The sequence below is a fragment of the Alteromonas marina genome, assembly GCF_000808575.1.
GTDB classification, from domain to species: domain Bacteria; phylum Pseudomonadota; class Gammaproteobacteria; order Enterobacterales; family Alteromonadaceae; genus Alteromonas; species Alteromonas marina_A.
The window spans coordinates 43,989-69,039 of the sequence record NZ_JWLW01000065.1; the positions used below are offsets into that span (position 1 = coordinate 43,989).

The window sequence follows — 25,051 nt, forward strand, 5'->3', positions numbered from 1 at the left end:
GTGAAAATTCTCCTTTGCCTTAAACACAATAGATCGGATATTTAGAGGTTTTAAAGCGAACATGAAATGAGTTCGCTTTGAAAAAACAGAGCACAATGGAAGTAAATGGCTAGTTTACGCTAGCCATTTTATTTAAATCCATCACGATAAAAGCGGGAATGTATACGTTAGCGCTTGCTACCACTTGTTTATTTTCCAGCGACACGATACGGGCGTTTACGCGGACGCCTCTGTCATCTTCAATGATGGTGCCAGTTACAACATGGTCCATCTCAACCTGTTTAGCGAGTGCAGTACCATCTCGAGTAAGTACGAAATCGCCAATTGGCGTTACGGTAATGCCACCTGCAAGCTTAAAGTCGACAACCGCTAACCCAAAGTCTTGTAGCTCGGCTATTAGATACTCTGAAAGCTGATTGCCTAACACGGTGCTGTCGCTCAACGACTGATTAAGCCTCACAAAACTCGCCACACCCACCATATCTTGCTGCGTAAGACGGGTTGCATTGTCCATTAACTCCATCGCAAGTTGCGAGGCGTAATCATTTAAGCGCTTGTGCGTCTGTGAAGGTGAATAGCCATGGTGTAATGGGTCTTTATAGCCGGGGGCGACTTCCACGTGCTGTTGATATTGTCTATCGCGAGAATCTGGTGTGTACTCCAGCCCTGAGCGGCTTGGTACAGGCACTGGCTCGGCGTGATGCGTAATTTCACCGTCTTCACCTAACCAAAATGAGCCAATAGATTGTGTGCTAGTACACCCTGTCATACATACACTTAGCATTACGCCAACGGCTGCCCAACTGCTTGACACAAGCTTCTTTGTAAACACCATGCTGAAACTCCTAGCCGCGACTTAGCTTAACGCCATCGCGCATACCGTTTTGCTGGCTACCGTCACTTGGAATAAGTGCATCTACTACGTAGAACGGCACTAACATTTGCGCAGTTGCCACCACCGCGCGCGACTCCATGCCTAAAATACGGGCATTAACTAACACGCCACCTTGGTGCTTGGTCATGGTTCCGGTAAGTACGTATTCTATAGGAAGGCTGCTGCTCAATTCCAAATAGTCTCGGCTTAATACAAAATCGCCATCGTCAGTAATGCGAATATACTCGGTGGCTTTGAAGTCGATAACGGGTACGCGGAATTTATGCAGTTCGTGAACAAAAGATTCCGCCATCTGACGACCTAGCAAATCCGTTTTTTGTAAGTCAGTATCTAGCAATGCGAAATGGGTTACACCGATTGGCGTTTTATTATTGACGTATTCCATATTGGAAATTAAGTCTTGCGCCATGTTCTTAACATAGTCGCCAATATGTTTGGTCAGTGGGCGACCTTTATAGGCACCCTGAACGCTTGAGTATAACGGAGGTTGCCCAATTGCCCCATACGCGTCCATTCCTTGAGACTGATTATCACCGTTATTTTCAATGGGCTTAGCAGGAGCACGGTCGGCGGCAGTAATATCAATCACATTCATGGCCGGGCGCTGAGGCGCTTGTTCGGCTACCTCTTCTTCCCCCATCATCATAGAGCACCCGCTAATGCTTAGCAGTGAAGCACAAAGCGAAAGCGCCGCGTATTGATTTCGTCTTTTCATGGGGTTACCTCGTACCTTCAGTTCTGTATAACTTGCCGTTTCTGGTGGTTACTTGTTCTTCGCGCCAAAACAGTTCGGCAGGGAAAAAGCGTGTTGCTGCAGCGACAATGTTTTTATTTCTAGCGTTGATAATTCGAGCGTTAACCACCGCACCAGACTCTTGATACACCATGGTGCCGGTAATATAAAAATCGACGCGCTCAATGTTGGAAAGCTGGTCGATATCGCGGGTTAATACTCTGTCGCTTTCGTCACTAACAATTATATCGTTCGAAAGCTTAAATTCTTGAGTAGTAAAGCCTCTTTTCGTGGCCTCAGTAATCATTCCCTGTTCAAGCTGATGGCCCAACAACATTAGCGGATGTTGATGATTAGCACTGTATTTCATAGTATCGGCAGGTACAAAGCCAACTACCGCATAGCGAGACTGACGTGCTGGACCCACATCAGCAAAAAGTTCGTTCGCTAACATATAGGTATGGTATTCCACATTCCCCAATGCCGATACGTCGCTGGCATCGGTTTGCGCAAATTGACTCTTAGGTTCCTCAGATGAAGAGCAACCAGAGAGTAAGCCCAATATAAGCGCGGTATATGCCAAGGCTTTCGCGTTCAAGCGACCATTTTCTGTCAGCAAAGCGTGAGAGACAGGTTTTGTCATACTTTTCATTACACGTGTCCAGTGAAAAACGTCAAATTTCTATCGGAAAGAAGCAAAAACTCATCGAAAAACAGTGATCAGCTACTACGCAAACCGACATTTTCAGTGTCTTTAAGCAGGCTTTTGCAAAATTCACACCAAAGAGAGGCTACAAGTCGCGTTGAGAACGCTACTTTTAAACGTGTTAGATAAGGCGGCTAATTTCAGGGGGGATATAGTCTTTCAGTGCTGAAGGAATATAATATCCATCGCCATCCAATTCATAAAAAGCGGAGGGGAATTGCCGCCTTAGGACAGAAAGCTGCCGATAATTAATAGGCAATTATCATAATACCAGGTGACTAAAAAACTTGAGGACTCCTTGGACTCTCATGCCGCGTTAATGACCAATTAGCTAAATAAACCTGCACATTCCTAAACCTAAACTTTCACCATCACGAGGTTCAAACCCGAATTTAAGATAAAAACTCTCTTTACCGTGCGCAGCCAACAAACCAATCGTTGCGCCAGGTGCGCAGCAAGACTCCAAATGTGCAATCAACGTGTTCATTATTTTCGATCCCAAGCCTTTATTCTGATGTTCTGGATGAATAATGACGTCTTGAACATAAAAATACATTGCGCCATCGCCAATCACCCGACCACAGCCTACAAGGTTGTTGTCGAGGTAAATTGTTGCCCATAACAACGAGGCATCAATACTTTTTTGAACAACCGATAAACACGGGTTAGTCCATCCAATCAATTTTCTTAAACTGGCAAAGTCTTCAGCTGACGGAGGACTTTCATTAACGGTGTAATTGGTATGCATCATTCGTCATTCCTCCCCTCATTTTCGCAAAAGCTACCTAATGCAGTAATGTGAAGAAGCTCGCCCGACGGGCCCCATAGATAGAAAACACTTCCCCAATGTTGTTGCTCAATTGGTGAAATTTTCGTTTTATGTAACGAGCGCGAGCACAAATCAAAAGCGTTCTGAATGTCTGCTACACATATTTGTAGCATAAAGTTATTCGCCAATTCAGGATTATAGAAGCGCTGAAGAAAGAATAGACAATCACCATTTTCAAACAGTGTTAGGTCTTCATTTACGTATTCTGCATTAAATCCAATCTCAGAATAAAATGCTTTAGAAATGTCGTAGTTTTTGCTTGGAATAAAAGTCTTAATATCTATGACGTCCATATCTTGAGATCCCTCGCATTTCGCTGCTTTAAATTTAAATCGTGGCTAGATGGCGATAAAAGCAAACATACCTGTTAATCGAAACCAAGCGCTTTTTGAACGTCAATCACGGTAAGCCCTAATTGCTTAGCTTTTATTGTATCGATAGAGTCGAATTGTATTTTACAGCCGGCCTTAATCATATTAAGCCACGCACTGCGTAGTGTGTTAGGCCGCTTGCCAATCCAAAACAATTCGGTTTTTTTAATATACGCGACAACTGGTTCAACATAACCATCATTATAAAGTTGACGCACCAAATCAAAGTCTGGGCCAAAAGCGCTAAGAAATGCAGAATCTATATCATTTATTGAATTATGAAGGGCGTTAAATGCCTTCTTTAGGTCGCCTTTTCGGTAGGCAATCCATGCTCTTGCGATATCTACGGAGTGGTTTTCACTGCTAAAGCCATCGTAAACGTCGCCCGCAATTTGTTGTTCAATGCTCATTTTGTTCGCAACGTCGAATGCGCGCTCTATCTTGAATTCTGCAATCTCAATAGGCTCAAACTGCGCGCTATATTTTATGTGCCGGCTTAAAACATTAAGCACCTTATATGGATTGCTGTGGTTAGATAAACTCAGTTGATAATCTTGCAACGTATCATTAAGCAATCGACGATTCCTTGAATCAAGATACGTAAAACGCTGATCGATATACTCTAGATACTCGGGATCATCACAACCTTGCAGGTAATCTGCATGACTTTGTTTACTTAAAGTAGTAATAAGGGGAACGAAAAGAAGAAAACGTATAAACTTCAAGAGATGCTCTATTTTTGTCATTTATCTTCGTACTGAGAAAGTATCGAAATTGATCGTAAGTAGTCGTTAATTGTAATTAACGATATCAGTATTCCCCTTGTTACCTATTTCAACAGCTTTTTCAGAGGAACAGTTTTGTCGCAAGTAGTTTTTAGCCGCGTCTTTAGTTTTTTAGTCATGTCTTGCTTTTCTTTATCGGTCATTGCCGCGACTGATTCGTCATATACCTATGACGATTCACTGGAAAACGCTGTAATAAAAACCGCCGATGGCCTTTCATTGAGCGGTACAACAATTAAAAAACGCTTTTTCTTTAACGTCTACAGACTTAGCCACTTTATGGTAAAGCCTAAAGGTGACTTTCCCACTAAAGATTCGCTTATCACGTTCATCTTAAATGCAAATACACAACAGCGCATCGAACTAGAATTCCTGAGAGATGTATCACGAGAGCAAATAGAAGAAGCCCTTATGCAAGGCATTGAGCAAAATAACGTCGATGCTGACCTAAATACAATTAAAAAGGATATTGAGAGACTATCCTCTGGATTTCAAGATGAAGTAAAAAAACATTCGACCTTAACAATATCTAGACTTCCTTCAGATAAGCTTAGTGTGTTTTTCAATAATAACTTAGTTGTCGAAACTGAAAACAAAGCGTTGGCTAACGCCTTGTGGTCCATATGGTTTGGCAAAGACCCAATTGTAGATACAGAAGACTTGATACAAAACATCTTGGCAAATTGACGTGTTAGGCAAACGCGGCCAGTGTTGCTTTGGCCGCTCGTTCCTGCGATATCATCAATATGAAGTATGTATTTTCCTAAAAAAGCTCTCATCCTTGCATTTGCGCCTACAGCAACTTTTCGTGAGGATTAAGAAAAAACATTTTTTTCCAACCTTGAGGTTCAGACGTTACTTTCCATGGCAAAGGAATAAGAGAAAGTATCGAATAATGAACATGAGGCTGCTTACCTTTGGCATTGCCAGTATCGCCAAGGGTTCCCACTTTTTCTTTTTGAGATAACCAAGCCCCCTCCTCTACAGTAACTTCTTGCAAATGAGCGTAATAATGTACGCGCCATTTGGGGCCAAGAACCGCGACAACGTTCCCTCCTTTTCCCAATTCGCCTGTGTAGATAACATAACCTGCGGTAGCGGATTGAACAGGCGTACCTTTTGCCCCAAAGATGTCTATCCCCTTGTGTACACCAGAGCTGCCCCATGGCTCATACCAAAACGTATTGTGATTCCAGTCGTTAGAGGATGCCCCCTCTACTGGAATTACGAGTTTTTCTGGCACTAATAGCCCCGCGCAAACGATTACCAGGAAAACGAGTAGAATTGATATAACCGTTTTTTTCACAAAAATTCCTTTTTATAGAATGCATCTTATGAAGGTTGTTTTGTCAGACACAGAAAAACACTTTTATTGGGGAATTACCTTTTAGCTATCTCAAGATGGCAAAAATATGGCTATCGTAAAACCGTCCATTTTTAAAAATGGCGCGTTGCAATATCGCTTCTTGCCTAAACCCTGCATCTAACAGCAGCTTTTGCGAAGCAAGATTGGATGAAAATACGCAGGCAAAAATGCGCTCTATAATTGTGTTTGAGAAAGTAAGGGCGATAATTTGGCGCAGCGCGTCACGCATAATCCCTTTTCGCCAATGTGATGAACAAAGCCAGTACCCGACCTCTCCGGCTCTTTCATATTCAAAGTTTCCTGGGTTAACACCAATACACCCTACTAACTCGCCGTCGTACTCTACAGCTCTTATAAAACCCTCTTTGCTCCCCTCTTGAATCCACCATGTGGCATCTTCTTTTGTATAAGGGCTGGGAATTTTTGTCGATAGAAATTGCGTGACCGACGGTTGATTCAAAATATCTACCAGTCTACCTACATCGCTCATTTTAAAATCTCTGAGTGTTATCACGCGCTTTACTTCCCACCCGCTAAATCAATAAACGACCCTGTAACAATGACTACTTCTTCCACTCGATATCCCTTTCTAAACAATCTGTTTACTCTTTACTCAGCAATCGCTTTATAAAATACGTTTGAGTACAACACACAATCACAACTAACGTTACTGAAATTTCTGAAGGCATTCCCAATTGTGCAAGAGCGATAACAGGCTCAGGCAGCTTCCCACCGATAAATATTAAGTGGCGAAGGTCAAAAAAGACTGGGAAAATTGAGTAGCATAGCAGGTCATAAAACATAAAAGCGCCGAAGACACACACTTTTCTCAGGATACCCACAGGGCTGCAAAGCCAAAGGAAAATGATACATAGCAAAGAGATTAAGTAAGTTGTACCACTTCCCATCAAAAGCACGACCGCCACACGATTTTGGTCGTATAAAACGCTGCTATGCTGTATGTTTAGGATAGGCTTTATAATATAAGAGTTAAATTCGCGGTGAATATCAACACTTAAAGATTTTACCTCTGGAATGAAACTAACAACTGCTACCGCACTGCCGGGCCAATGCTTTATATTATTCAGCGCCCCAATTTCCGGAAAAATTTCGAAGCCAGGCCAAACAGCAATGACTAACTGCCCCATCGCTAATATTTTCCCTGCTATTCCGTGCCCTAGCTCGTGTATTAAAACCGAAATAATAAAATAAATGAGTGCTACACAGATTAGTGTAAATCCTTTTTTAAACGTAATCATTCCTTGTTCTCTTAGCTAATCTATTGGGGCAATAAGTATTAAATTTGAAGCTGTTGGTTTTTAATACAAATACTAAGAGGTGTAGATTACATCAAGGTTCCCACGATAATCGTGATGAGACATAGAGCACCATTTTCGAAAGGCACAGTTGGCTAATTAGCTCTACTGAGGAATAACACCATTGACAGGTAATCAGAAAACTTCACAATGGTTCTACTTTATATTCACTCGCGATCATTAATGCTGTACCTTTCTGAATTTCAAATAAAGCTTTCTAATCAATACATTACTCCTGCATTTTCACTAGCGCTCTGTACTGAAAGTGCGCCGTCGCACTTCCTTATTGCAGGCAGAAACGGTAGCGGGAAATCACTCTTAATTTCCGCGCTTGCCGGTAGTGGGAAGGTAGCAAGCGGTAGTCGTGAATGTAGTTCGGTTGTTGCAGAGGTTTCGGTTTTTAAACAGCAAGCGATAATTGAAGAGGAAAAACAAAAAGACAGTGCGGATATTTTAGACGTAATAGCTGAGCCAACACAGGTTCGCGAACTATTCGCACAGACTAATGAGGATTATCAATACCACCCTTATTACGACGAACTCGTCTCTGCGCTTAGAATTGAGCATCTGCTAGATAATGCGTTTCTTTCACTTTCAACAGGTGAAACCCGCAAAATTATTATCATGTTGGCATGGCTAAGTAATGCCTCTATTATTTTGCTTGATGAACCCTTCGAAGGTTTAGATGTTGAAGCTATAAATGCATTTAGTCGCTTTCTTGTTTCTCAGCAGCAGGCTTCTTTAGTGCTTACCGCCAACAAGCTCGCAGATATTCCCAAGAATATGCAAGCCCAGTTGATTGTCATGGATGACTTGGCTATTACGTGGGAATCTGAAGATAAACTTAACTATGACGATTTGCGCTCAGAATTAAGCACCTGGTTTGCACTAGAGTCTGATGATATCGATGTTCCCTCAGCCCTTAACGCTAAAAACAAACACGGCGATGACCCCAACCGCAATGTTCAAAACAGTGAGTTAGATTCACTACCTCATACCTTAATTCAGCTTAAAGATGGGTTCGTGCGCTTCGATGAGCGAACCGTATTTGAAAAGCTTAACTTTACACTTAACAAAAATGAGCATTGGCAGATCACTGGCCCTAATGGGTCAGGCAAAACCTGTTTACTTCAAATGTTTACCGGTGATAATTCCCATTGTTATACCAACGATTTAACAATGTTTGGCATAAAACGTGGCACAGGCGAGAGCATATGGGACATTAAAAAGCACATTGGAATTATGTCAAATGCGCTCCATATGCAGTACAAAGTGAATGCAAGTGTTGAGCACGTTATCATTTCAGGCTTTCACGACAGTATTGGTCTGTACACCCGCCCCACGCAAGCGGAGCGCATGGTGGCAGAGCAGTGGCTTGAAGTACTAGGTCTGAAACAGAAAAAGAACACGCCGTTTCAGTCACTATCTTTTGGTGACCAGCGATTAGTACTTATTGCACGTTCTATGGTTAAGCACCCCGCCGTGCTTATTTTGGATGAACCTTGCAATGGTTTAGACGACTTCAACCGCCAAAAAGCGCTTAAGCTTATTGATATATTGGCTAAAGCAGGCACAAGTACACTGCTGTATGTAAATCACCATGCAGAAGAACGCATTCCTAGCATTCACAATACGTTAAATATGAAAGACTATAATGTTTAAGGGTATATGTTGAAAAACTTGGCTTTTCAGGTCTTCGCTAAAAAGGTGCGGCACTTGCCTGTTAGACAACTCGCCTTAACGCTGGAAGTTATTTGCCTCACACAAACCGCAATACCAAGGAAATAATGACACCGGTTACGATAAGCTGAACCAAGCAAAAGCCCATAATGTCTTTGGCTTTCAGGCCAGCTATGGCAAGTACGGGTAGCGCCCAAAATGGCTGAATCAAATTAGTCCACGCATCACCCCACGCTACCGCCATTGCAACTCTATTTATTTCGGCACCAAGTTCTGCGGCAGCAGGCAAGATTACTGGGGCTTGCACTGCCCACTGACCTCCCCCCGATGGCACAAAAATATTAACAATGCCTGCGCTAATAAAACTCCATACTGGCAATGACTCTGCAGATGCAAAGCTAATCAGCCACTCTGACATGGTTTGTGCCAATCCTGATTGAACCATTACCGCCATGATCCCCGCGTAAAATGGGAACTGTATAACAATACCACTACCGCCCTGAACGGCTTGCTGCAGGCTGTGCAGTACATTGCGTGGTGTACCGTGAAGGACAATAGCGAGAAAGAGAAATAGCGTATTAACGATATTGAGATTAAGCCCGCCCCCTGAAACAAAGTAGTTGATGAGATAAGCAAGCCCTGCAAAGCCTACGAGTAACCCAAGCACCTTGCTGTTTTCAAGTTTGTCGGCGGGCCGTTCGCTTGTTGCCGAAGGGAAAGCGTCATCTTTTAGCTTGGCGCTATCGACAATAATGCTTTCAGATTCAGTCGGTAACATTAAACGATTAACAAGAGGTATAATCACGAACATGATTGCCAATAACAGCAAGTTAAACCCACTGAAAATAGTCTCGCCAGTGCCAACTACGCCAATCTGTGCTTCTGAAAAATGACCCGGCGTCGCAATAGTTAAGGGCACAGAGCCCGCTAAACCACCATGCCATACAATAAAGCCTGAGTACGCGCTTGCCACCAATAACCGATAATCAACCGACACTTTTCTTGCTAAGGCTTTAGCGAACAACGCGCCTACAACAAGACCGAAGCCCCAGTTTATCCAGCTTGCGATAAGCGACACCAAGGTGACCAGCACAATGGCACTCCCAGGGCTTTTCGCTAAGCTCGCCAGCCTTTCAAGTAAGGCTTTTACTAACGGCGTGCATGCCAGCATAAACCCTGTGACTAGCACCAAAAACATTTGCATTGAAAATGTGAGCAGCCCCCAAAATCCGTCTCCCCACTGTTGAATTGTGGTAAGTGGAGTTTGGTCTTGAATGACCACCGCAAAAGCGAGCGTAATTAGGGTAAGTAATAAAACGAAAATATAAGGATCGGGAAGATATCTTTCGACGAGTTTTACGAAGGGTTTTGATGCTCGATTTAGCATTAACGCTCTCACAACATGTTAAAAACTTGTTGCATATTAACGCGTTTATTTCCTTTTTGGCGAGTGCCTAGTTATTTTTGTTTAGCCATTTCTGTAAGGTCGACGTTACTTTCTGATTATCGATGGGCTTGGTAAGAAAGTCGTCCATACCTGCTGCCATGCACATATCTTTGTCGCTTTGCATGGCATTGGCCGTCATCGCGATTATGGGCGTATTTTTGTAAATATCTCCCGCCGCGCCTTCACGAATGCATTGAGTTGCTTCAAACCCATCCATTTCGGGCATTTGGCAATCCATAATAATTGCGCTGTATTGTGCTTTAGGATCACTGCACTTCAACATATTTAACGCTTCTAGACCGTTGTTTGCCACATCTACCCGATAGCCTTCGCTTTCGAGCGCATTAGTAGCGACAAGTTGATTTATCGCGTTATCTTCAACTAACAAAATTCGTGTTGCTTCGATAGCGAGGGGGCTGTTTTCAGTTTCTAGCTCTACTAGCGCTTCAGCTGAATGTTGCTCCGCAGAATCTATAGTACCCATAACTAAAGGCTGTGTATGCACATCGTTTCGCGTACCGGCTTTACCTACCGTAGTTTCAAGTATTCTTAGTAAATCTGAAGTTGTTATGGGCTTAGGCAGACACTCGTCTATTGGCAGTCCTCTATACTCGCTGTAGCTATCGACATCGCTCAGTTTAGTCATCAGGATAATACGACCGAGCTTTAAGTTTTCGACACCCTTAACGTTCAGTAACTGGGTGTCTTGCTCGTGTTCAACAACCACTTTTTCCAAGAACAAAATATCAATATTAAACGGGTCTTGTTTACTGCCCTCATCAGCTGAGCAAAGCGCTGCCGCCTCTTCTAATGATGATGTAGTTAACGCATTCACCCCCCAATATTCAAGCTGAGTTTGCATGGATTGTCTTGTTGACGCATTGTTATCTACCACTAAGCAACGTATGTTTTCTTTAACAAGTTCGGGTTGCAGTTTCATGCTTTCCTCCGAACCCGAAACTTTACATATAACGTTGAAGCAACTTCCTTTGCCAAGCTCTGACGTAACGCTTATGTCCCCTCCCAATAGCTGACACAGTTTCCTAGTTATACTTAAACCAAGTCCAGTTCCTCCAAAGCGCCTGGTTGTAGAGGCATCTACTTGAGTAAAGGCGTCAAATAAATGAGGAAGTTTTGATTCTGGTATACCTATACCCGTATCTTTTACGGTTAAGTGAAGTATAGCTTCACTTTCAACATCACTTGGAAGTAACTTTGCAGCAATGTATATCTCACCCTGTTCAGTGAATTTAACGGCATTACTTAAAAGGTTAGTCAGAATTTGTTGAATTCGGTTTGGATCTGAATGTATCTTTGTATCGTTAACTTTAAGGACATCAACGATCACTTCTAAACCTTTTTCTTGTGCCGAGTGAGCTACTGATAGCGCAACACTTTCCACCAACGCCCTTAGGTCGAAATCTACCGACTCTAGCTCAAGCTTGCCCGCTTCTATCTTCGAAAAGTCTAGAATATCATTAATGAGTACGAGCAATGAGTTAGCGCTAGACCTAGCAATGTTTAACCGCTGATTCTGTTCTGCAGTAAGCTCACTCTTCTTCAACAGACCGAGCATACCTATAACGCCATTCATCGGCGTCCTAATTTCATGGCTCATATTGGCAAGAAATTCAGACTTCAGTTTCGTTGCTTCTTCTGCTTGTTCTAGTGCCTGCTTCAAATGGTTGGCTTGCGCTTTGAGCGATGCGGTTTTTTCAGATACCTGCTGCTCTAGTGTTTGAACAAAGCGCTTTTGTTTTGTAATTTCCGTTTGTTGTAAGCGGGTGCGCAGGTAAATCACCGAAACAACCATACCTAACAAAATTAAGCCATAGATAGTGTATGCCCACCAGCTTTTCCATGGTGCTACGGCCACATGTAAATTTAAGGATAGAGTACCATCACCCCACTCTCCATTTGGTTTCATGGCTTTTACGAGTAACCTGTAGTCACCACCATTTAAGTTGGTAAACGACACCGAATCATGATTTCCAATATCAATCCACTGCTCATCGTACCCTTCTAATTTGTAAGCAAAGCGGGCACGCTTAGGATCTGAAAAATCCAATAGCGCAAAATCTAATGAAAAAAAGTAATCTTCATAAGAAAGGTCGATATCAGTGACATAGGACAGCGGCTTATCGAGCTCTACCGATTCCCCCATCTTTTTAAAACCAGTGAGAACTATGTTTGCGCTAACGGCGTCGGTTTGCTCTTGGTTGTATTTGAAGTACTCTATTCCCCGCTGACTACTCGTAAAGAAAGTTTTTCCACTCGCTTTAACTAAGCTATCTGAGTAAAAGTTTTTGCCTGCCAAATCTGTAGTACGGTTGTAGCTAATAACATTTTGTGTGTCGGGATTATAGAGAAGAACACCTTTATTGGTGGTAAGCCACAGTCTGCCGTCGTCGCCATCAGCAATCGCTCTTATTAAAGTGGTGGGCAGCCCATTTTTCTCACTAAAATGCTGAAAGGATTTTGACTCTGCGAAATATTTGAACAAGCCCCTTTGTGTTGCTACCCATATTTCTCCATTACTCGTTTGGTGGATATCTTCAACAATGCTATCAACTAAACTTCCCGCATGGTCCTCTGCGCCACTAAAAAACGTGAAACTTTGACTATTAACTGACCACAAATTCACACCTCCCCCCGTGCCCACCCACATATTACCGCTAGCGTCTTTGTATAAGCTGTGAATTTCTGGATGCGTTAAACCGTCTTTGGTTGTGAGGTGCTTGTACTCCCCGGAAAGTTTGTTGTAAATGTAGATACCGTGCTTGTAGGTACCAATCCAAACATTACCGTCATTATCTAGTTCAAGCGCTCTAAACTCTCGAAACTGGCGATAATCACTGTCAGTATTAGGGTATTCAATTCGACTTACTGTTTTAGTGCGTCGGTCGACTTTGGCCACAAAGTTGTCTTGTGCGACCCACAGAAAACCCGCTTGATCAGGCACTATAATTGGTCTTTCTATAACCCCACGCTCTTTATAACCTTCAAGCTCTTTGAATACCGAATCGTGTTCTTTTTGCAGGAGCTCTTCTTTAACTTTCCATTTGAACACGTCGGCGTTTGCCGTGACGATAAGTACATCGCCATTTTCATCGCTGTTATCAAGTGCGATACCGCTTGGTGCGGTTAGTAATTCACTATTGATTTGTTTTAATTTACCGCGAGGAGAGAACTTAAAAATCCCATGAACCTCACTGGTAATCCACTTGGTTTTAGTATGGTCTTCAAAGATAATACGAAGGCCGTTTTCATAACCAAAATCGACCTTCTCAACATAGTTCCCCTCTCTGGCATGACGATACAGTCCCTCGGTGGTGACGAACCATATTTGGCCATCATGATCCTCGATCATTGAGTTTACTTGACTTAATGATTCACCATCTCGTGTTGTTTGAGGCAGAAAAACACCGGAACTGGGAAGAAATAAGAAGGGCCCATTTTGCGTCGCGACAAATATTTGATGAGAAGATGTACGGAGTAAGCTGCGTATTTCGTTTGCGCCTGTAGCCGTTTTATTTTTCGGATCCGGCAGGAAATGCTTGGCGTTTAACGTTTTTTTATCGAGTAAATTAATCCCATAGCTGGTTGCTACCCAAAGACTATCGGCATCGTTATCAATGATGTCCCAAATGCGATTATGGGAAAGGCTATTTTTAACTCCAGGTATTTTTTGAACTCGCTGGAATCGCCCATTGCCCAAAAAACGATTAAGCCCTTTATCGTAAGATCCCAGCCAGATATCACCTGTGCTATCTTGAAAAAGTGACTGTATTCGGTTTGATGATAAAGAGTCTGCTTCGTTAGGCACGTTTGAGTAGCGTACAAACCGACCAGTTGTAGGCTCGTATTTGTTGACACCACCGCCCCACGTTCCCACCCAAATATTGCCCTCAGCATCCAACATTAAGTTGCCGGCATCGTTATGAGAAAGACTTTGCTCGTTTTCGCTATTTGACTCAAAGAGCTTTACGTTGCGGCCGTCGTATCGCATCAGGCCATTTTCCGCGGTACCAAACCAAAGGAAACCTTGGCGGTCTTGGACTATGGAATAGATTTCTGATGAAACAAAGCCATCTTCAGCGGTTAAAAGTTCGACCGCATACTCATTCATTAACTTATTTGACTCCGACGCAAACACTAACGAAACACAAAACAGATTGATTAGAAAAATTGCAATCGTGCGCTCGAGAGAACGGATAATTTTTGCTTTGTTAGCAGATAAGAGGAGCTTCAAAATAAGAATCAAGGCGATAAATTAAACTGCCTTCACTTTAGTGCATTCTGGTCTTTCGAACCATTCAACAAAAGGCGCATTTGTACGATATCCTTGACAGTTATTGACTTACGTCATAACGCACTATTAACATTTTGACTAAAATAGGTGTGTGTTGAACGATAAGATTTGCTTTGAATTTTATTTAGATTAAGCCTGAGTATCTATAGATGTTCAAGCCTAATAATCCATTACATTTTCATCAGGGGAACGCTATGACGAAGTCATATAAAGAAATTACCGATAGTTTAAATCCATATCTAGCCGAGGTTAAAAAAGGCGTGCCAGAAGTCATGAAGGGATTTTCTGATATGGCCAAAGCGGCGACCGCCGACGGCGCGTTAGATAAAAAAACGAAAGAGCTTATTGCCCTTGCCATTGGCATCGCAACACGATGTGATGGCTGCATAGGCTTTCATGCTAAAGCGCTAGTGCATTTAGGTGCTACCCGTGAAGAAATCGAAGAAGTGTGCGGTATGTCCGTCTATATGGGAGGCGGCCCATCATTTATGTATGCTGCCGATGCTTTACGTGCTTTTGACGAATTTAGTGAATAATTCTGAATAAAAAAGGCCGAGTAATTCCTCGGCCCTTTCGTTCAAATTGTTTCGTGCCTTTGTTACCTTTCACTTTCCATTTACCAAACTCTTTTTCAAGCATGGGTTTTATGGCATCTAACGTAGTGTCGCCAACGACAAAAATTGTCGCGTTGTCGGGGCGTAACCACGTGTTTTTAAAGTTGACAAGGTCACCTCGCGTAATCGTTTGTACGTCTTGTTCGGTTCTGGTACCAGTAAACAGTATATCATAAGCATGATCTTCTTCGTAAATAAGCGGCGGAAATAAGGTTAGCGCAAATAAAACTGTTATGGATTGTAAAAAGGGTAAAAAGGACGCACTCTGAGATAGTTTTTTTGGAAGAAACGTTAGCTGAGCAAGCCGCAATTACATTGCGACTAATCGTGCCCAAAGCGCTTTCACTTGCTTTGCATCTTCGTTTTCTAATTCATTGTTAGCGAAAGCACTATTAAGGCTTTCGAGCATTTTGTCATTAAGCATCGCAACAGTAGCGCCCTCTTGCATCTCTAATTGGCGAGCCTCAACGGCAAAATGGCCTTGCAAGTAGCTGGCAATAAATAGTTCGTCATCACTACCGTGATTTACCACGTCATCAAGTGATGCCTCAATATTTGCGATAGCTTTAACGACACTTTCTGGTGCTGCAGCAGGTGGTAACACGCCTTACTCCTTCCTGTTGTTAATTTCAGTTCTTTATTTCTAAATTTCTATTATTAGTTCGAGATCATTAAATTTGGTTTTAAAAGTAATCTATCAGCCTGGTTATTTTGGACTGAGTCTTTAAACTCCTTGGCAAAGCACTTTGTCTTTGTAGCCCGTAATAACCGAGAACGCGCCTGCTAGTTCAACGTCTAGCGCAGCGTCGCTTGAGTCTAAGCGAAGCGGTTTTCCGTTTAATGCCTGCAGTTTTTGCTTAGTGGCGACAACAAGCATATTTTGTTTGCCAATTTGCCGAATAAACGCTGGGCTTAACTGTTGATTCCCACGCCCTAAAATGTGCCCTTGACCACCAATAACCGTCAAAATCACTTTGGTGGGTTTGTCTTTTGTCAGCGCAATTAGTTCGCTGGCAGTCACGTCACTTGCGATTAACTCACCTTGTTTAACCACGTCAACACCTAGCAAAGTATTGTCTAAGCCAAGGAAATCCATAACCGCACCTACGGTCGAACCAGAGCCCATAACAAAATAGGTGTCAGGTTCATCTTCCATAATTTCGCTGACATAAGCAGCAATGTCGTCCAATACCAGCGCTTCGTCTTCTTTGCCGCCCATTTTTACGGCTTGAACATAAGTGAGTTCTGCCGGTACGCGCATTTCACCATAGTGTTTGGCAATAACTTTGCCCTCGCGAAATGCGTTTTCGTCAATATCACGTACTTCGGCATCCATTTCACTCACGAGCTCGCCTGCGATCATCTGACTTACTACCTGCCCTGCCGCTGACGGCGACACGCAGTAAACGCCAGAATGAATTTTGCAACCGGCGGGCACACCCAACACGGGGACTTGTGTGCCGACTACGCTACAGATATTACGGGCTGTGCCGTCGCCGCCTGCAAAAAGCAGCAAGTCGACGTTTGCCTCGACCATCGCCTTCGCTGCGCGCTCTGAATCTTCGCCCTCGGTTTGTGCAGCACTAGGCGTGTAAATTACCTCATAAGGAATACCTAGCGATTCACAGACTGTTTCGCCCATATCGCCCGCCGCTGTCACTACGGTAAATTTCCCCGACAATGCTTCAAGGATACTGAGTGCTTTTGCCATTTTTTCATTGGCTTTCTTCTCTGCTCCCATCGCCAATGCTTTTTCTCTAATTTCTGCACCGTCGCTACCTTTAAGAGCAAGGGCTCCGCCTATACCCGCAAAAGGGTTTACCAGAATACCAAGTTTAAAAATGGCTGAGCGGTCAGAATCATTATTTATCATGCGGCATCTGCTCCAGTGGCATCATCGTGTGTCTTTTTGCAAAAAGTGGTTGCTAAGGCGTTGATAAAACGTTCAGCTCTAGGCGGAAAGCCATGGGCTTTATAAAGTGCTAGCTGTGCAGCAACATTTTTAGTAAAGCCTTCTCTGTCGGGTTCTGCGTCATTTAAATTATCCGTACTCACCTGAAATTTTCTGCCTGCGGCTTCGGTGAACGCCCATTCGATGGCTTGTGGCTTAATTTCTACTTTTTCAAAGTCTGCTTGCTGCGCTGCATCGCGGCCATCAGGGCAATACCAGTAACCGTAATCTTCTAAAAGCCTACGCTTTTCTCCTGCAATACACCAATGCGCAATTTCATGTAAGGCACTCGAAAAAAAACCATGAGCAAAGACGATTTGATGGTAAGGCTTTTCGCTACCCGCTGGGATGTAAATAGGTTCATCATCACCCAAAACCAAGCGCGTATTGAAATCTTCAAACGTGCTATTAAATAGTGATATTAACGTGGGTACATCGCTGTCTTTTTCTATACCCGGGTGCTGCGCACTAGCGGTCTCGTTGTTAAGAACATTGTTCAATGATGACTGACTACTTTGACTGTTCATTACGTTTATTAAAAATCTAAATAAGCGGGCTAAACTAATGGCAGCAGAGTATACCAGTAAAACTTTGCCATCTCACTTGAAAGGGACGCTTGCTTAGGTCAATCTAGGTTTACAACAGCGGATAAGCCACACTAGCTCAACAGGGAGTTTGTCATTTGGCGCAAGAGATAATTAAACATATTCATCGGGTAAATGCCCTTCGTGATTTGGCCAATCAGCTGGGCGTTATGCCTATCATTCATCAACTGCAGCATTGGCAGTGCGAACGCCTACTGGTAACGCACGACGATTTGGCGCAGCAAAAACGTTATCAAAAAGCCATGGCGTTTTTTGTAGATGAATTATACGGGCCGAAAGATTTTAGCCAGCGTGACGCAGACCTAGTTCGCGTAATTCCGAAGCTCGCGAAAGTGTTGCCCGACAAAGCCATGAACGCTATGGACGATGCTTTATCATTAAATGCATTATCATTCGATTTAGATATGGCAATGGCCCAGTACTTACAACGTCATTTTCCTGGGGCCCCCATCAACCGAGATAACTACGCTTTGGCTTATCGAAATGTGGGCAGAATGGAAGAAAGAGAGCATCAAATCGACATAATTTCCCATTTGGGCGATCAACTCTCTGACGTGATAAAGATTCGTGGTATAGGTATGTTGATTTCGTTATCCCGCCGCCCAGCTAAATTAGCGGGCTTACTGGCTCTACACGAATTTTTGGAGCGAGGGTTCAATGCATTTAAAGCACTTGGTGATGTGCAAAGCTTTATTCAGCCGGTGTTGGTGCGTGAAAAGGCGATAATGCAAACGTTATTGAGTGATGAATTGACGTTACCTGAAGAAAACCCTCTGCCTGTGGTATGAGGCGCGTTACCAGGATGTGAAGAAACAAGGTAGGATCAAAGCAAAACATATGAGTAAGGAAAAGGTTTGAGCAACCCAACGCTTAATTGGATGTTAGACAACCCCTACGTGCAGCAATGGCATATTGATGAAACACACATCGACCACTATCAGCATGTGAATAATGTAGCGTACCTGTCGCAGCTCGAAAGCTTAGCTTGGGCCCATTCAAACGCACTTGGCTTGCAGTTTGCTGATTATCAGGCGCTAAACAGAGGTATGGTGATAAAGCGTCACGAACTTAACTATCATCTACCAACACATCTTGGAGATACATTAGAATGCGCAACTTGGATAGTGCATTGCGATAGCAAACTTACCTTGAAACGCCAGTTTCAATTTATCTGCCCAAAGCGAAACAAAACCGTATTTGATGCTATAACCACATTTGTATGCGTCAGCCTTGATACTGGCGCGCCTAAACGAATGCCTAAGCAATTTGTGGACGTATATGGAAAGGCGTGTGAACAACAATGAAAACATGGCTCGCAGTTCTGCTTACACTTTTTCTATGTGTGTCGTTAGGCATCAATGTTTACCTATGGATTAACTTAAAGCAGCACAATGACGGCGCTTATAAGCTAGAAGCAGACTATGAGCATCGTTTACAACATGAGGCAGCGCAAGAAAGTGAAACTCAGGCGAGAGGGAATATAGAGCCATTCAACAAACAACGTGAATCTACCTCTTATCCAAACGCTGACAGAACTAGCATACCGTCAAATGAGCGTGAAGATTTGCGCTTATCTAAACGACAAATTGACCAAAATGATATAGTAGCCTTAACGACTCTACTTAATGACGGACAGTATGCGTTGCTCGCCACTGAGCTTACAAAGTATTTGAAAAATGACCCGCTTAATGAGTCACTACTGTTGCTAGAAGGTGAGCTAATTGAACTTACGAAACCGCTTCCGACAGCACTTGTCCATTACTACGACTTAGCTGAACTGCCTCTTTCAAACGAAACACTGACATTTATAGACACAAAAATTGCTACCTTGTATCAACAGGCACAAACGCAGTTAAGTCAAGACGAACAATGGGAACTGGTAGCAAGATTGAACGAACCTTTATATCAGCGCATACCCGACGCGAAACACTACACTCTTAACCTGGCTGAAGCCTACGCCTATCAGCAAAAGCTTACGTTAATGGAAGACGTGCTTGCCGCCCTGCCATTAAACGATAGAGACGCAAATATCATTCGCAATAAAGCCTATGAAATGCGCGATATCGCCAACACAGATAACACGCCAAACGAAAGCGAACTAGCGCCACCAGACGCTGAGGCCGCACGTTATCAAACTCGCGTAGCTTTGCAGCGTATTGGTGACCAATATCGCCTTGAAGCAAAGGCGCTTAACCAAAAAGCCACCATGATTTTAGATACGGGTGCCAGTACCACTGCCATATCATCGCGATTGTTTGCTCGCTTGGGTCGTATGCGCAACCTCACGTTTATCGGTAACTTCAACGTTAGAACCGCGTCAGGAACAATTGAAGCTCCACTAGTACAAATACCGCGATTTTACTTTGCTGGCTATGAGTTCAACGATGTTTCTGCCATCGTGCTGCCCGAAGACGCATTACCCGATTCTGATGGATTATTGGGAATGAACGTCTTAGGCCAATTTGACTTTGCAATAATGCCCCAGTCTAGTGAATTGATCTTAACAGAGCGTGATAATTAGCGCGCAAACTTTGTTTAACGCTGCTCGTGCCCTGTGATAAAGTTCAAAAGTTCACAAATATTCAGACAGCAGTTGTAATGCCACGGTTGGTTTTTCTTTTCAGCATAATTTATCTAACAGGTTTAGTTAGAAGTATACATGCACAAGAGTATGCTAATTGTGTGAGCTGCCATCAGGAACAAGTTACGTTGTGGCAACAATCAGACCACGCTAAAGCAATGGCCCATGCTGATGATAAGACCGTGCTTGCCAATTTCGATAATGTTTCTATAACTCACTTTACGCAGAACGCACGCTTTTTCAAAAACGACGGTAAATTTTTTGCAGAGTTGACGGAAGCAGGAGGTACGAATATCTATCCGATTACTTATGTTTTTGGTCATTTTCCGTTGCAGCAATACCTCATCGAAACACAAGCAGGTAATCTTCAAGTTTTTCCTTTTGCTTGGGATGCTCGCGACAAATCAAAAGGCGGCCAACGTTGGTACCCCAATTATCCATCTGAGGATATTACTCCTATAGACAGGTTGCATTGGAAACAACCGATGCAAAACTGGAATGGTATGTGTGCAGACTGCCACTCAAGCGGTCTAAAGCGTAATTTTGACACTAAGACGCTTACATTCGACAGCCAGTTTGATGAAATCAATGTGTCGTGCGCATCTTGCCACGGTGATATGGCATCGCATTATGCTGCAAATACACAAAGCGCTAAAAGAACTTAGATTGTCGAATACCGTAAATCAATGGCGGGGCGAAGGTAACCTCAATCAAAGTCTGGTTGAATATCAGCTCGGCAATATTCATCAAACAGAAAAGCTGCTAAAACAAGGTCTAACTGTAGATCCTTACTTTGAGGCGAACTACATCAACTTGGCCGAATTGTATCGCGCTCAAAATAAACTTCAGTTAGAAGAACAAACCCTCATTGATGGGATGAGCAATTTGCCTGATAGCGCGCTCATCCATTATTCGTTAGGCATGCTGCATGTTCGTAAACAAGATAAACCAACTGCAGTTACACTCTTTAAAAAAGCAACAGAACTTGGCCCTGACAACCCACAAAATTGGTATATTTACGCCCTTGCTTTAGATAGTGTAGGTCAGACGAAAAGCGTGCTCAGCATGCTAAAAAAAGCCATAAAGAGGCAGCCTGATAATTCGCTTATCAGCTTGGGTTGTCACTTTCACAAAAAATAGGCGATGAAGCGTCGTACCGCTTATTCCAGTCTAAAGTTAGGCGGTAGACAACTTGCCGCATTACTGAGGTAATGCTTTGCATGTCTTAATGGGCAAGCGTACTACCTGTAAAAAGCCACTAATCGGCATTTACTACAACTAATGGAAATGTCTCAAACGCCACGCCCTCATGCCCCGTTTTCATAAAGTTACGGATATTAGCGTGGTCGTTACCATCTGGGTTAGTAAGTACGTCTTCACGATAAAAGCGCCCAAATAAGGCTAGGGTTTGCGCTTGGTTTAGGTTTAAATGCTCACCCAGTGCGAGCAGTTTGCAAGAGCCGTTATTCTGATTGGCTTCGTTTTTCACGTCACCATTAGTGAAAGCGGTGGGCGTGAAAACAAACGCGCTATCGATAAGCGCAATAACGTCGTTAAACTCGATAGTCTCTGGTGAATTGCTAACGGCTTGAACTAAGTCTTGAGTGTTGCTGAACGTCATATTTATCTCAAAAAAAAGAAACGATAATAGCAGGTCTTGGTAACTTCAACAGGCGGAAACTGGTTTGGTTTCAGTTTTTATATAAAAATAACGGCTTTCGGCGATTAGAAAAAATAAACCCCTCCGAAAAAGAGGGGTTACCATCAATCTTAAGCACCTCTAAATGTGGCACTTATATTTCTGACTGTGTTTTTGCACTAGGTCATTAAACCGCAGCACATACCCGTGTACCTTGGTCAATGGCGCGTTTAGCATCTAGCTCCAACGCTTCATCAGCACCACCTATTAAGTGATAAGGCATGTTTAAGCCTTCAACGATATCACGCATCGGCTCTTGGCCTGCACAGATGATGATGTTATCTACCGGCAATACCTGGCTATTGCCTTCTACCGTAATGTGTAGCCCTTCATCATCAATTTTGTCGTAGCTCACACCTGGGATCATGGTCACGCCTTTGGCTAGCAAGCCTACTCGGTGTGCCCACCCCGTTGTCTTACCTAAACCCGCGCCAACTTTAGTTGTCTTGCGCTGTAATAGGAAAATCTCTCTCGGCGACGGCTCCGGCTGCGGCTTAACACCTTCAATGCCCGCGCGAGCCGAGAAGGTCATATCAATGCCCCACTCTTTCATAAATGCAGGGATATCTTGGCTCGGCGTTTCTTTGCCATGAGACAAGTACTCCGCGGTATCAAAACCAATACCACCAGCACCGATAATGGCCACTTTATTGCCAACGGGTTTCTTTTCCTTCAATACTTCGATATAGGTCAGCACTTTTTCGTGCTCAATACCTTCAATCGCTGGCGTGCGCGGCTTAATGCCCGTCGCAATCATCACTTCATCGAACCCTTCATCGTTTAGCGCAGCCGCATCAACGTAAGTATTCAATTTGAGAGTAATATTTTTATGAAGCTCAATCTGGCGCTTAAAATAACGTAGCGTTTCGTAGAACTCTTCTTTACCTGGAATTTGTTTGGCAATATTAAATTGCCCACCAATTTCACTAGATGTATCATAAATCACAACATCGTGACCGCGCTCGGCAGAGGTCACTGCCGCTGCTAATCCAGCCGGGCCTGCGCCTACTACAGCAATACGCTTTTTGGTTTCTGCAGGCTTGATGTTAATTTCAAGCTCATGACACGCACGAGGGTTTACCAAACAGCTGGTCATTTTGCCGTTGAATACATGGTCAAGGCAGGCCTGGTTACAACCAATACAGGTATTAATTTCGTCGGCTTTATTTTGCTGGGCTTTGCGGACGAAGTCAGGGTCTGCCAAGAACGGACGTGCCATAGACACCATGTCAGCATCGCCGCGGGACAGCACGTCTTCAGCCACTTCAGGCGTGTTGATACGGTTCGATGTGATTACCGGAATTGAGAGCGCCTCTCGGAATTTTGCGGTAACCCACGTAAATGCCGCTCGCGGTACTTTAGTGGCAATGGTTGGGATACGCGCTTCGTGCCAGCCAATACCGGTGTTAATAATAGTGGCACCGGCTTTTTCGATTTCTTTGCCAAGCTGCACGACTTCATCATAAGTAGAGCCACCTTCCACGAGGTCAAGCATCGACAAACGATAAATAATGATAAAGTTCTTGCCTACCGCCTCGCGCACGCGGCGTACCACTTCAATTGGCAAACGTATACGGTTTTCGTATTCACCGCCCCATTCATCATCGCGGTGGTTAGTTCGTCTAGCAATAAACTGATTAAGGAAATACCCCTCAGACCCCATTATCTCAACGCCATCGTAACCCGCACGCTGGGCTTGGGTTGCGGCAGTGATGAAATCTTTAATTTGCTTTTCTATCTCGTCTGCTTCAAGCGCTTTTGGCTTAAACGGATTAATAGGCGCTTGAACCGCAGAAGGTGCAACAAGCTTAGGGCTATACGCATAGCGGCCCGTATGCAGAATTTGCATACAGATTTTACCGCCTGCTATGTGAACCGCGTCAGTCACTTCTTTATGGTTTTTAACCGCTTCGTCTGTATCTAATCGAAATGTTGATGGGTGAGTAGCACCCTCTTCATTTGGCCCAATACCACCTGTAACGATAAGACCTACACCACCTCTAGCACGTTCGCCATAGAATGCCGCCATGCGTTTGTGGCCATCAGGTAATTCTTCTAAGCCCGTGTGCATAGAGCCCATAAGCACGCGGTTTTTAAGAGTGGTAAAGCCTAAATCTAACGGACGAAATAAATGAGGGTAAACGGGATGATCGGTAACGGTCTGATTCATGATACATTCCTGAAAGTCGTTTTGGCTTTATAAAAGCCGTTAAAAAGCCTGTTTAAATATTCTTATCTAATGCGCTCTTTCTCTGAAGGCGCTATGTAATTCAACGAATTACATTCTTTTACGAATTCATTTTCTTAATAGCTGGGTGTAATGGCGGATATTCCGGCAGCGTTTTGGTTTTCTGCGCTTCCATGGCTTTAAACACATCTTCCATTTGGAACATGCCCGCTTGCCATGTGGCCATATAGTTCAAGCTCTCTGCCACCGTGTGTTCTACCGCGTAGTTAATCATAGTCTTGGTGCCTGAAACTGCTAACGGCGAATTCATTGCAATCTGCTGCGCTATTTTCATCACTGCGTCTAGCATTGATTCTTGGTCGTCAAATACCTGATTTACAAAGCCAAGCTGCTGCGCTTCCGCTGCACCAAAATTGCGACCTGTATAAGCCAACTCTTTAACAATTCCAATAGGGATAAGCTTTGGTAGGCGTTGTAGTGTGCCTACGTCCGCCGTCATACCTAACTGTGTTTCTTTTATGGTGAAAAAGGCGTCTTGGGTGCAATAGCGCATGTCACATGCACTAAGCAAATCTACTGCACCACCAATCGCCCCCCCCTGCACGGCCCCAATAACCGGCATACGTGCCTGCTCTATGGCAGTAAAGCTATCTTGAAGCAACATCACCATACGGCGCATACGCTCTGCTCTGCGCGACGGGTCGCCCTTAAAGTCTTCTTTCATATTCAGGAACACCGATAAATCCATACCGGCAGAGAAATGCTTACCCGTAGATGAAATAACAATGACACGGGCATTGCCTTCATCGTCTATTTCACGAATAGCCGCTGGCAATTCCGTCCAGAACTCTGGGATCATGCTGTTCATTGCATCGGGGCGATTAAGTACTACGTGGGCAATATGGCCCTCTTGTTTTACTTCTAATGTAGAGTACTTCATGGTTTGCGCTGTCTCCTTGGGCTGTTCCTGTTA

Annotated in this window: 26 protein-coding genes; 8 read left to right on the forward strand and 18 right to left on the reverse strand. The window is 43.7% G+C overall.

From position 1 onward, the window contains the following. Positions 1–109 precede the first annotated feature (109 nt). From RJ41_RS15270 to RJ41_RS15295, 6 genes are all read right to left on the reverse strand, one after another. Positions 110–835 (reverse strand): FlgO family outer membrane protein, encoded by a 726-nt coding sequence (locus RJ41_RS15270; RefSeq protein WP_039222691.1) that lies wholly within the window; start codon positions 833–835, stop codon positions 110–112. Between the two features lie 10 nt (positions 836–845). Beyond that, on the reverse strand, positions 846–1,610 hold the full coding sequence (locus RJ41_RS15275; RefSeq protein ID WP_039222693.1) for a FlgO family outer membrane protein: 765 nt from the start codon (positions 1,608–1,610) through the stop codon (positions 846–848). Between the two features lie 4 nt (positions 1,611–1,614). Beyond that, positions 1,615–2,280: a FlgO family outer membrane protein gene (locus RJ41_RS15280; RefSeq protein ID WP_039222696.1), complete on the reverse strand. Its 666-nt coding sequence runs from the start codon at positions 2,278–2,280 to the stop codon at positions 1,615–1,617. A 385-nt stretch (positions 2,281–2,665) separates the two neighbouring features. Further along, entirely contained in the window at positions 2,666–3,085 is a 420-nt protein-coding gene (locus tag RJ41_RS15285) for a GNAT family N-acetyltransferase (protein ID WP_039222699.1), read from the reverse strand. After that, positions 3,082–3,456, reverse strand: coding sequence for a VOC family protein (locus tag RJ41_RS15290; protein ID WP_039222702.1), 375 nt, complete (start codon positions 3,454–3,456; stop codon positions 3,082–3,084). Before RJ41_RS15290 ends, RJ41_RS15285 begins: the two co-directional genes overlap by 4 nt. Positions 3,457–3,530: 74 nt before the next feature. Next, complete coding sequence (locus tag RJ41_RS15295) at positions 3,531–4,259, reverse strand: hypothetical protein (protein WP_240485806.1); 729 nt, start codon at positions 4,257–4,259, stop codon at positions 3,531–3,533. Positions 4,260–4,394: 135 nt separating this feature from the next. Between RJ41_RS15295 and RJ41_RS15300 the strand changes: the two genes are divergently transcribed. Next, positions 4,395–5,006, forward strand: coding sequence for a chalcone isomerase family protein (locus tag RJ41_RS15300; RefSeq protein ID WP_039222707.1), 612 nt, complete (start codon positions 4,395–4,397; stop codon positions 5,004–5,006). Positions 5,007–5,112: 106 nt separating this feature from the next. Here the strand turns inward: RJ41_RS15300 and RJ41_RS15305 are convergent, their stop codons facing one another. The 3 genes from RJ41_RS15305 to RJ41_RS15315 form a co-directional block, all read right to left on the reverse strand. Then, on the reverse strand, positions 5,113–5,625 hold the full coding sequence (locus RJ41_RS15305) for a M23 family metallopeptidase (RefSeq protein ID WP_167334074.1): 513 nt from the start codon (positions 5,623–5,625) through the stop codon (positions 5,113–5,115). 85 nt (positions 5,626–5,710) lie between these two features. Continuing rightward, complete coding sequence (locus RJ41_RS15310) at positions 5,711–6,199, reverse strand: GNAT family N-acetyltransferase (protein ID WP_084081918.1); 489 nt, start codon at positions 6,197–6,199, stop codon at positions 5,711–5,713. Positions 6,200–6,287: 88 nt separating this feature from the next. Beyond that, positions 6,288–6,944, reverse strand: a complete 657-nt coding sequence (locus RJ41_RS15315) for a hypothetical protein (protein WP_039222714.1) — start codon at positions 6,942–6,944, stop codon at positions 6,288–6,290. Positions 6,945–7,151: 207 nt separating this feature from the next. On the opposite strand from RJ41_RS15315, the gene RJ41_RS15320 reads away from it, so the two are divergent. Further along, positions 7,152–8,663, forward strand: a complete 1,512-nt coding sequence (locus RJ41_RS15320; RefSeq protein ID WP_039222717.1) for an ATP-binding cassette domain-containing protein — start codon at positions 7,152–7,154, stop codon at positions 8,661–8,663. A gap of 97 nt (positions 8,664–8,760) precedes the next feature. On the opposite strand, the gene RJ41_RS15325 is transcribed toward RJ41_RS15320, so the two are convergent. Together RJ41_RS15325 and RJ41_RS15330 are read right to left on the reverse strand one after the other, a co-directional pair. Further along, complete coding sequence (locus tag RJ41_RS15325; RefSeq protein ID WP_039222720.1) at positions 8,761–10,068, reverse strand: short-chain fatty acid transporter; 1,308 nt, start codon at positions 10,066–10,068, stop codon at positions 8,761–8,763. Positions 10,069–10,135: 67 nt separating this feature from the next. Further along, positions 10,136–14,257: a hybrid sensor histidine kinase/response regulator gene (locus tag RJ41_RS15330; protein WP_039222854.1), complete on the reverse strand. Its 4,122-nt coding sequence runs from the start codon at positions 14,255–14,257 to the stop codon at positions 10,136–10,138. Between the two features lie 377 nt (positions 14,258–14,634). Between RJ41_RS15330 and RJ41_RS15335 the strand changes: the two genes are divergently transcribed. Beyond that, positions 14,635–14,976 carry a carboxymuconolactone decarboxylase family protein gene (locus RJ41_RS15335; protein WP_039222723.1) on the forward strand — a complete coding sequence of 114 codons (342 nt, stop codon included), beginning with the start codon at positions 14,635–14,637 and terminating at the stop codon, positions 14,974–14,976. On the opposite strand, the gene RJ41_RS19425 is transcribed toward RJ41_RS15335, so the two are convergent. From RJ41_RS19425 to RJ41_RS15355, 4 genes are all read right to left on the reverse strand, one after another. Further along, positions 14,966–15,364 carry an insulinase family protein gene (locus RJ41_RS19425; RefSeq protein ID WP_039222726.1) on the reverse strand — a complete coding sequence of 133 codons (399 nt, stop codon included), beginning with the start codon at positions 15,362–15,364 and terminating at the stop codon, positions 14,966–14,968. The genes RJ41_RS15335 and RJ41_RS19425 overlap by 11 nt on opposite strands. Next, positions 15,365–15,658 (reverse strand): YfcL family protein, encoded by a 294-nt coding sequence (locus RJ41_RS15345; RefSeq protein WP_039222728.1) that lies wholly within the window; start codon positions 15,656–15,658, stop codon positions 15,365–15,367. It lies immediately after the preceding gene. A 120-nt stretch (positions 15,659–15,778) separates the two neighbouring features. Continuing rightward, positions 15,779–16,927, reverse strand: coding sequence for an ATP-NAD kinase family protein (locus RJ41_RS15350; protein ID WP_039222730.1), 1,149 nt, complete (start codon positions 16,925–16,927; stop codon positions 15,779–15,781). Then, complete coding sequence (locus RJ41_RS15355; RefSeq protein ID WP_039222732.1) at positions 16,924–17,532, reverse strand: elongation factor P hydroxylase; 609 nt, start codon at positions 17,530–17,532, stop codon at positions 16,924–16,926. The genes RJ41_RS15350 and RJ41_RS15355 overlap by 4 nt, the downstream gene beginning before the upstream one ends. A 155-nt stretch (positions 17,533–17,687) precedes the next feature. On the opposite strand from RJ41_RS15355, the gene RJ41_RS15360 reads away from it, so the two are divergent. The 5 genes from RJ41_RS15360 to RJ41_RS15380 all read left to right on the forward strand — a co-directional run bounded on the left by RJ41_RS15360 (position 17,688) and on the right by RJ41_RS15380 (position 21,331). Next, positions 17,688–18,398, forward strand: coding sequence for a DUF8198 family protein (locus RJ41_RS15360; RefSeq protein ID WP_039222734.1), 711 nt, complete (start codon positions 17,688–17,690; stop codon positions 18,396–18,398). A gap of 66 nt (positions 18,399–18,464) precedes the next feature. Beyond that, entirely contained in the window at positions 18,465–18,914 is a 450-nt protein-coding gene (locus RJ41_RS15365) for an acyl-CoA thioesterase (RefSeq protein WP_039222736.1), read from the forward strand. Further along, on the forward strand, positions 18,911–20,131 hold the full coding sequence (locus tag RJ41_RS15370; protein WP_039222737.1) for a retropepsin-like aspartic protease family protein: 1,221 nt from the start codon (positions 18,911–18,913) through the stop codon (positions 20,129–20,131). Before RJ41_RS15365 ends, RJ41_RS15370 begins: the two co-directional genes overlap by 4 nt. A gap of 77 nt (positions 20,132–20,208) precedes the next feature. Continuing rightward, positions 20,209–20,856 (forward strand): multiheme c-type cytochrome, encoded by a 648-nt coding sequence (locus RJ41_RS15375; RefSeq protein ID WP_156964784.1) that lies wholly within the window; start codon positions 20,209–20,211, stop codon positions 20,854–20,856. Between the two features lies 1 nt (position 20,857). After that, positions 20,858–21,331, forward strand: coding sequence for a tetratricopeptide repeat protein (locus RJ41_RS15380; protein ID WP_039222741.1), 474 nt, complete (start codon positions 20,858–20,860; stop codon positions 21,329–21,331). Positions 21,332–21,449: 118 nt separating this feature from the next. On the opposite strand, the gene RJ41_RS15385 is transcribed toward RJ41_RS15380, so the two are convergent. From RJ41_RS15385 to RJ41_RS15395, 3 genes are all read right to left on the reverse strand, one after another. Continuing rightward, on the reverse strand, positions 21,450–21,812 hold the full coding sequence (locus RJ41_RS15385) for a HopJ type III effector protein (protein WP_039222743.1): 363 nt from the start codon (positions 21,810–21,812) through the stop codon (positions 21,450–21,452). A gap of 205 nt (positions 21,813–22,017) precedes the next feature. After that, a complete protein-coding gene (locus tag RJ41_RS15390; protein WP_020743876.1) occupies positions 22,018–24,060 on the reverse strand; it encodes an NADPH-dependent 2,4-dienoyl-CoA reductase in 2,043 nt (680 codons plus the stop codon). Between the two features lie 118 nt (positions 24,061–24,178). Then, positions 24,179–25,018, reverse strand: coding sequence for a crotonase/enoyl-CoA hydratase family protein (locus tag RJ41_RS15395; protein WP_039222746.1), 840 nt, complete (start codon positions 25,016–25,018; stop codon positions 24,179–24,181). Positions 25,019–25,051: the final 33 nt, after the last annotated feature.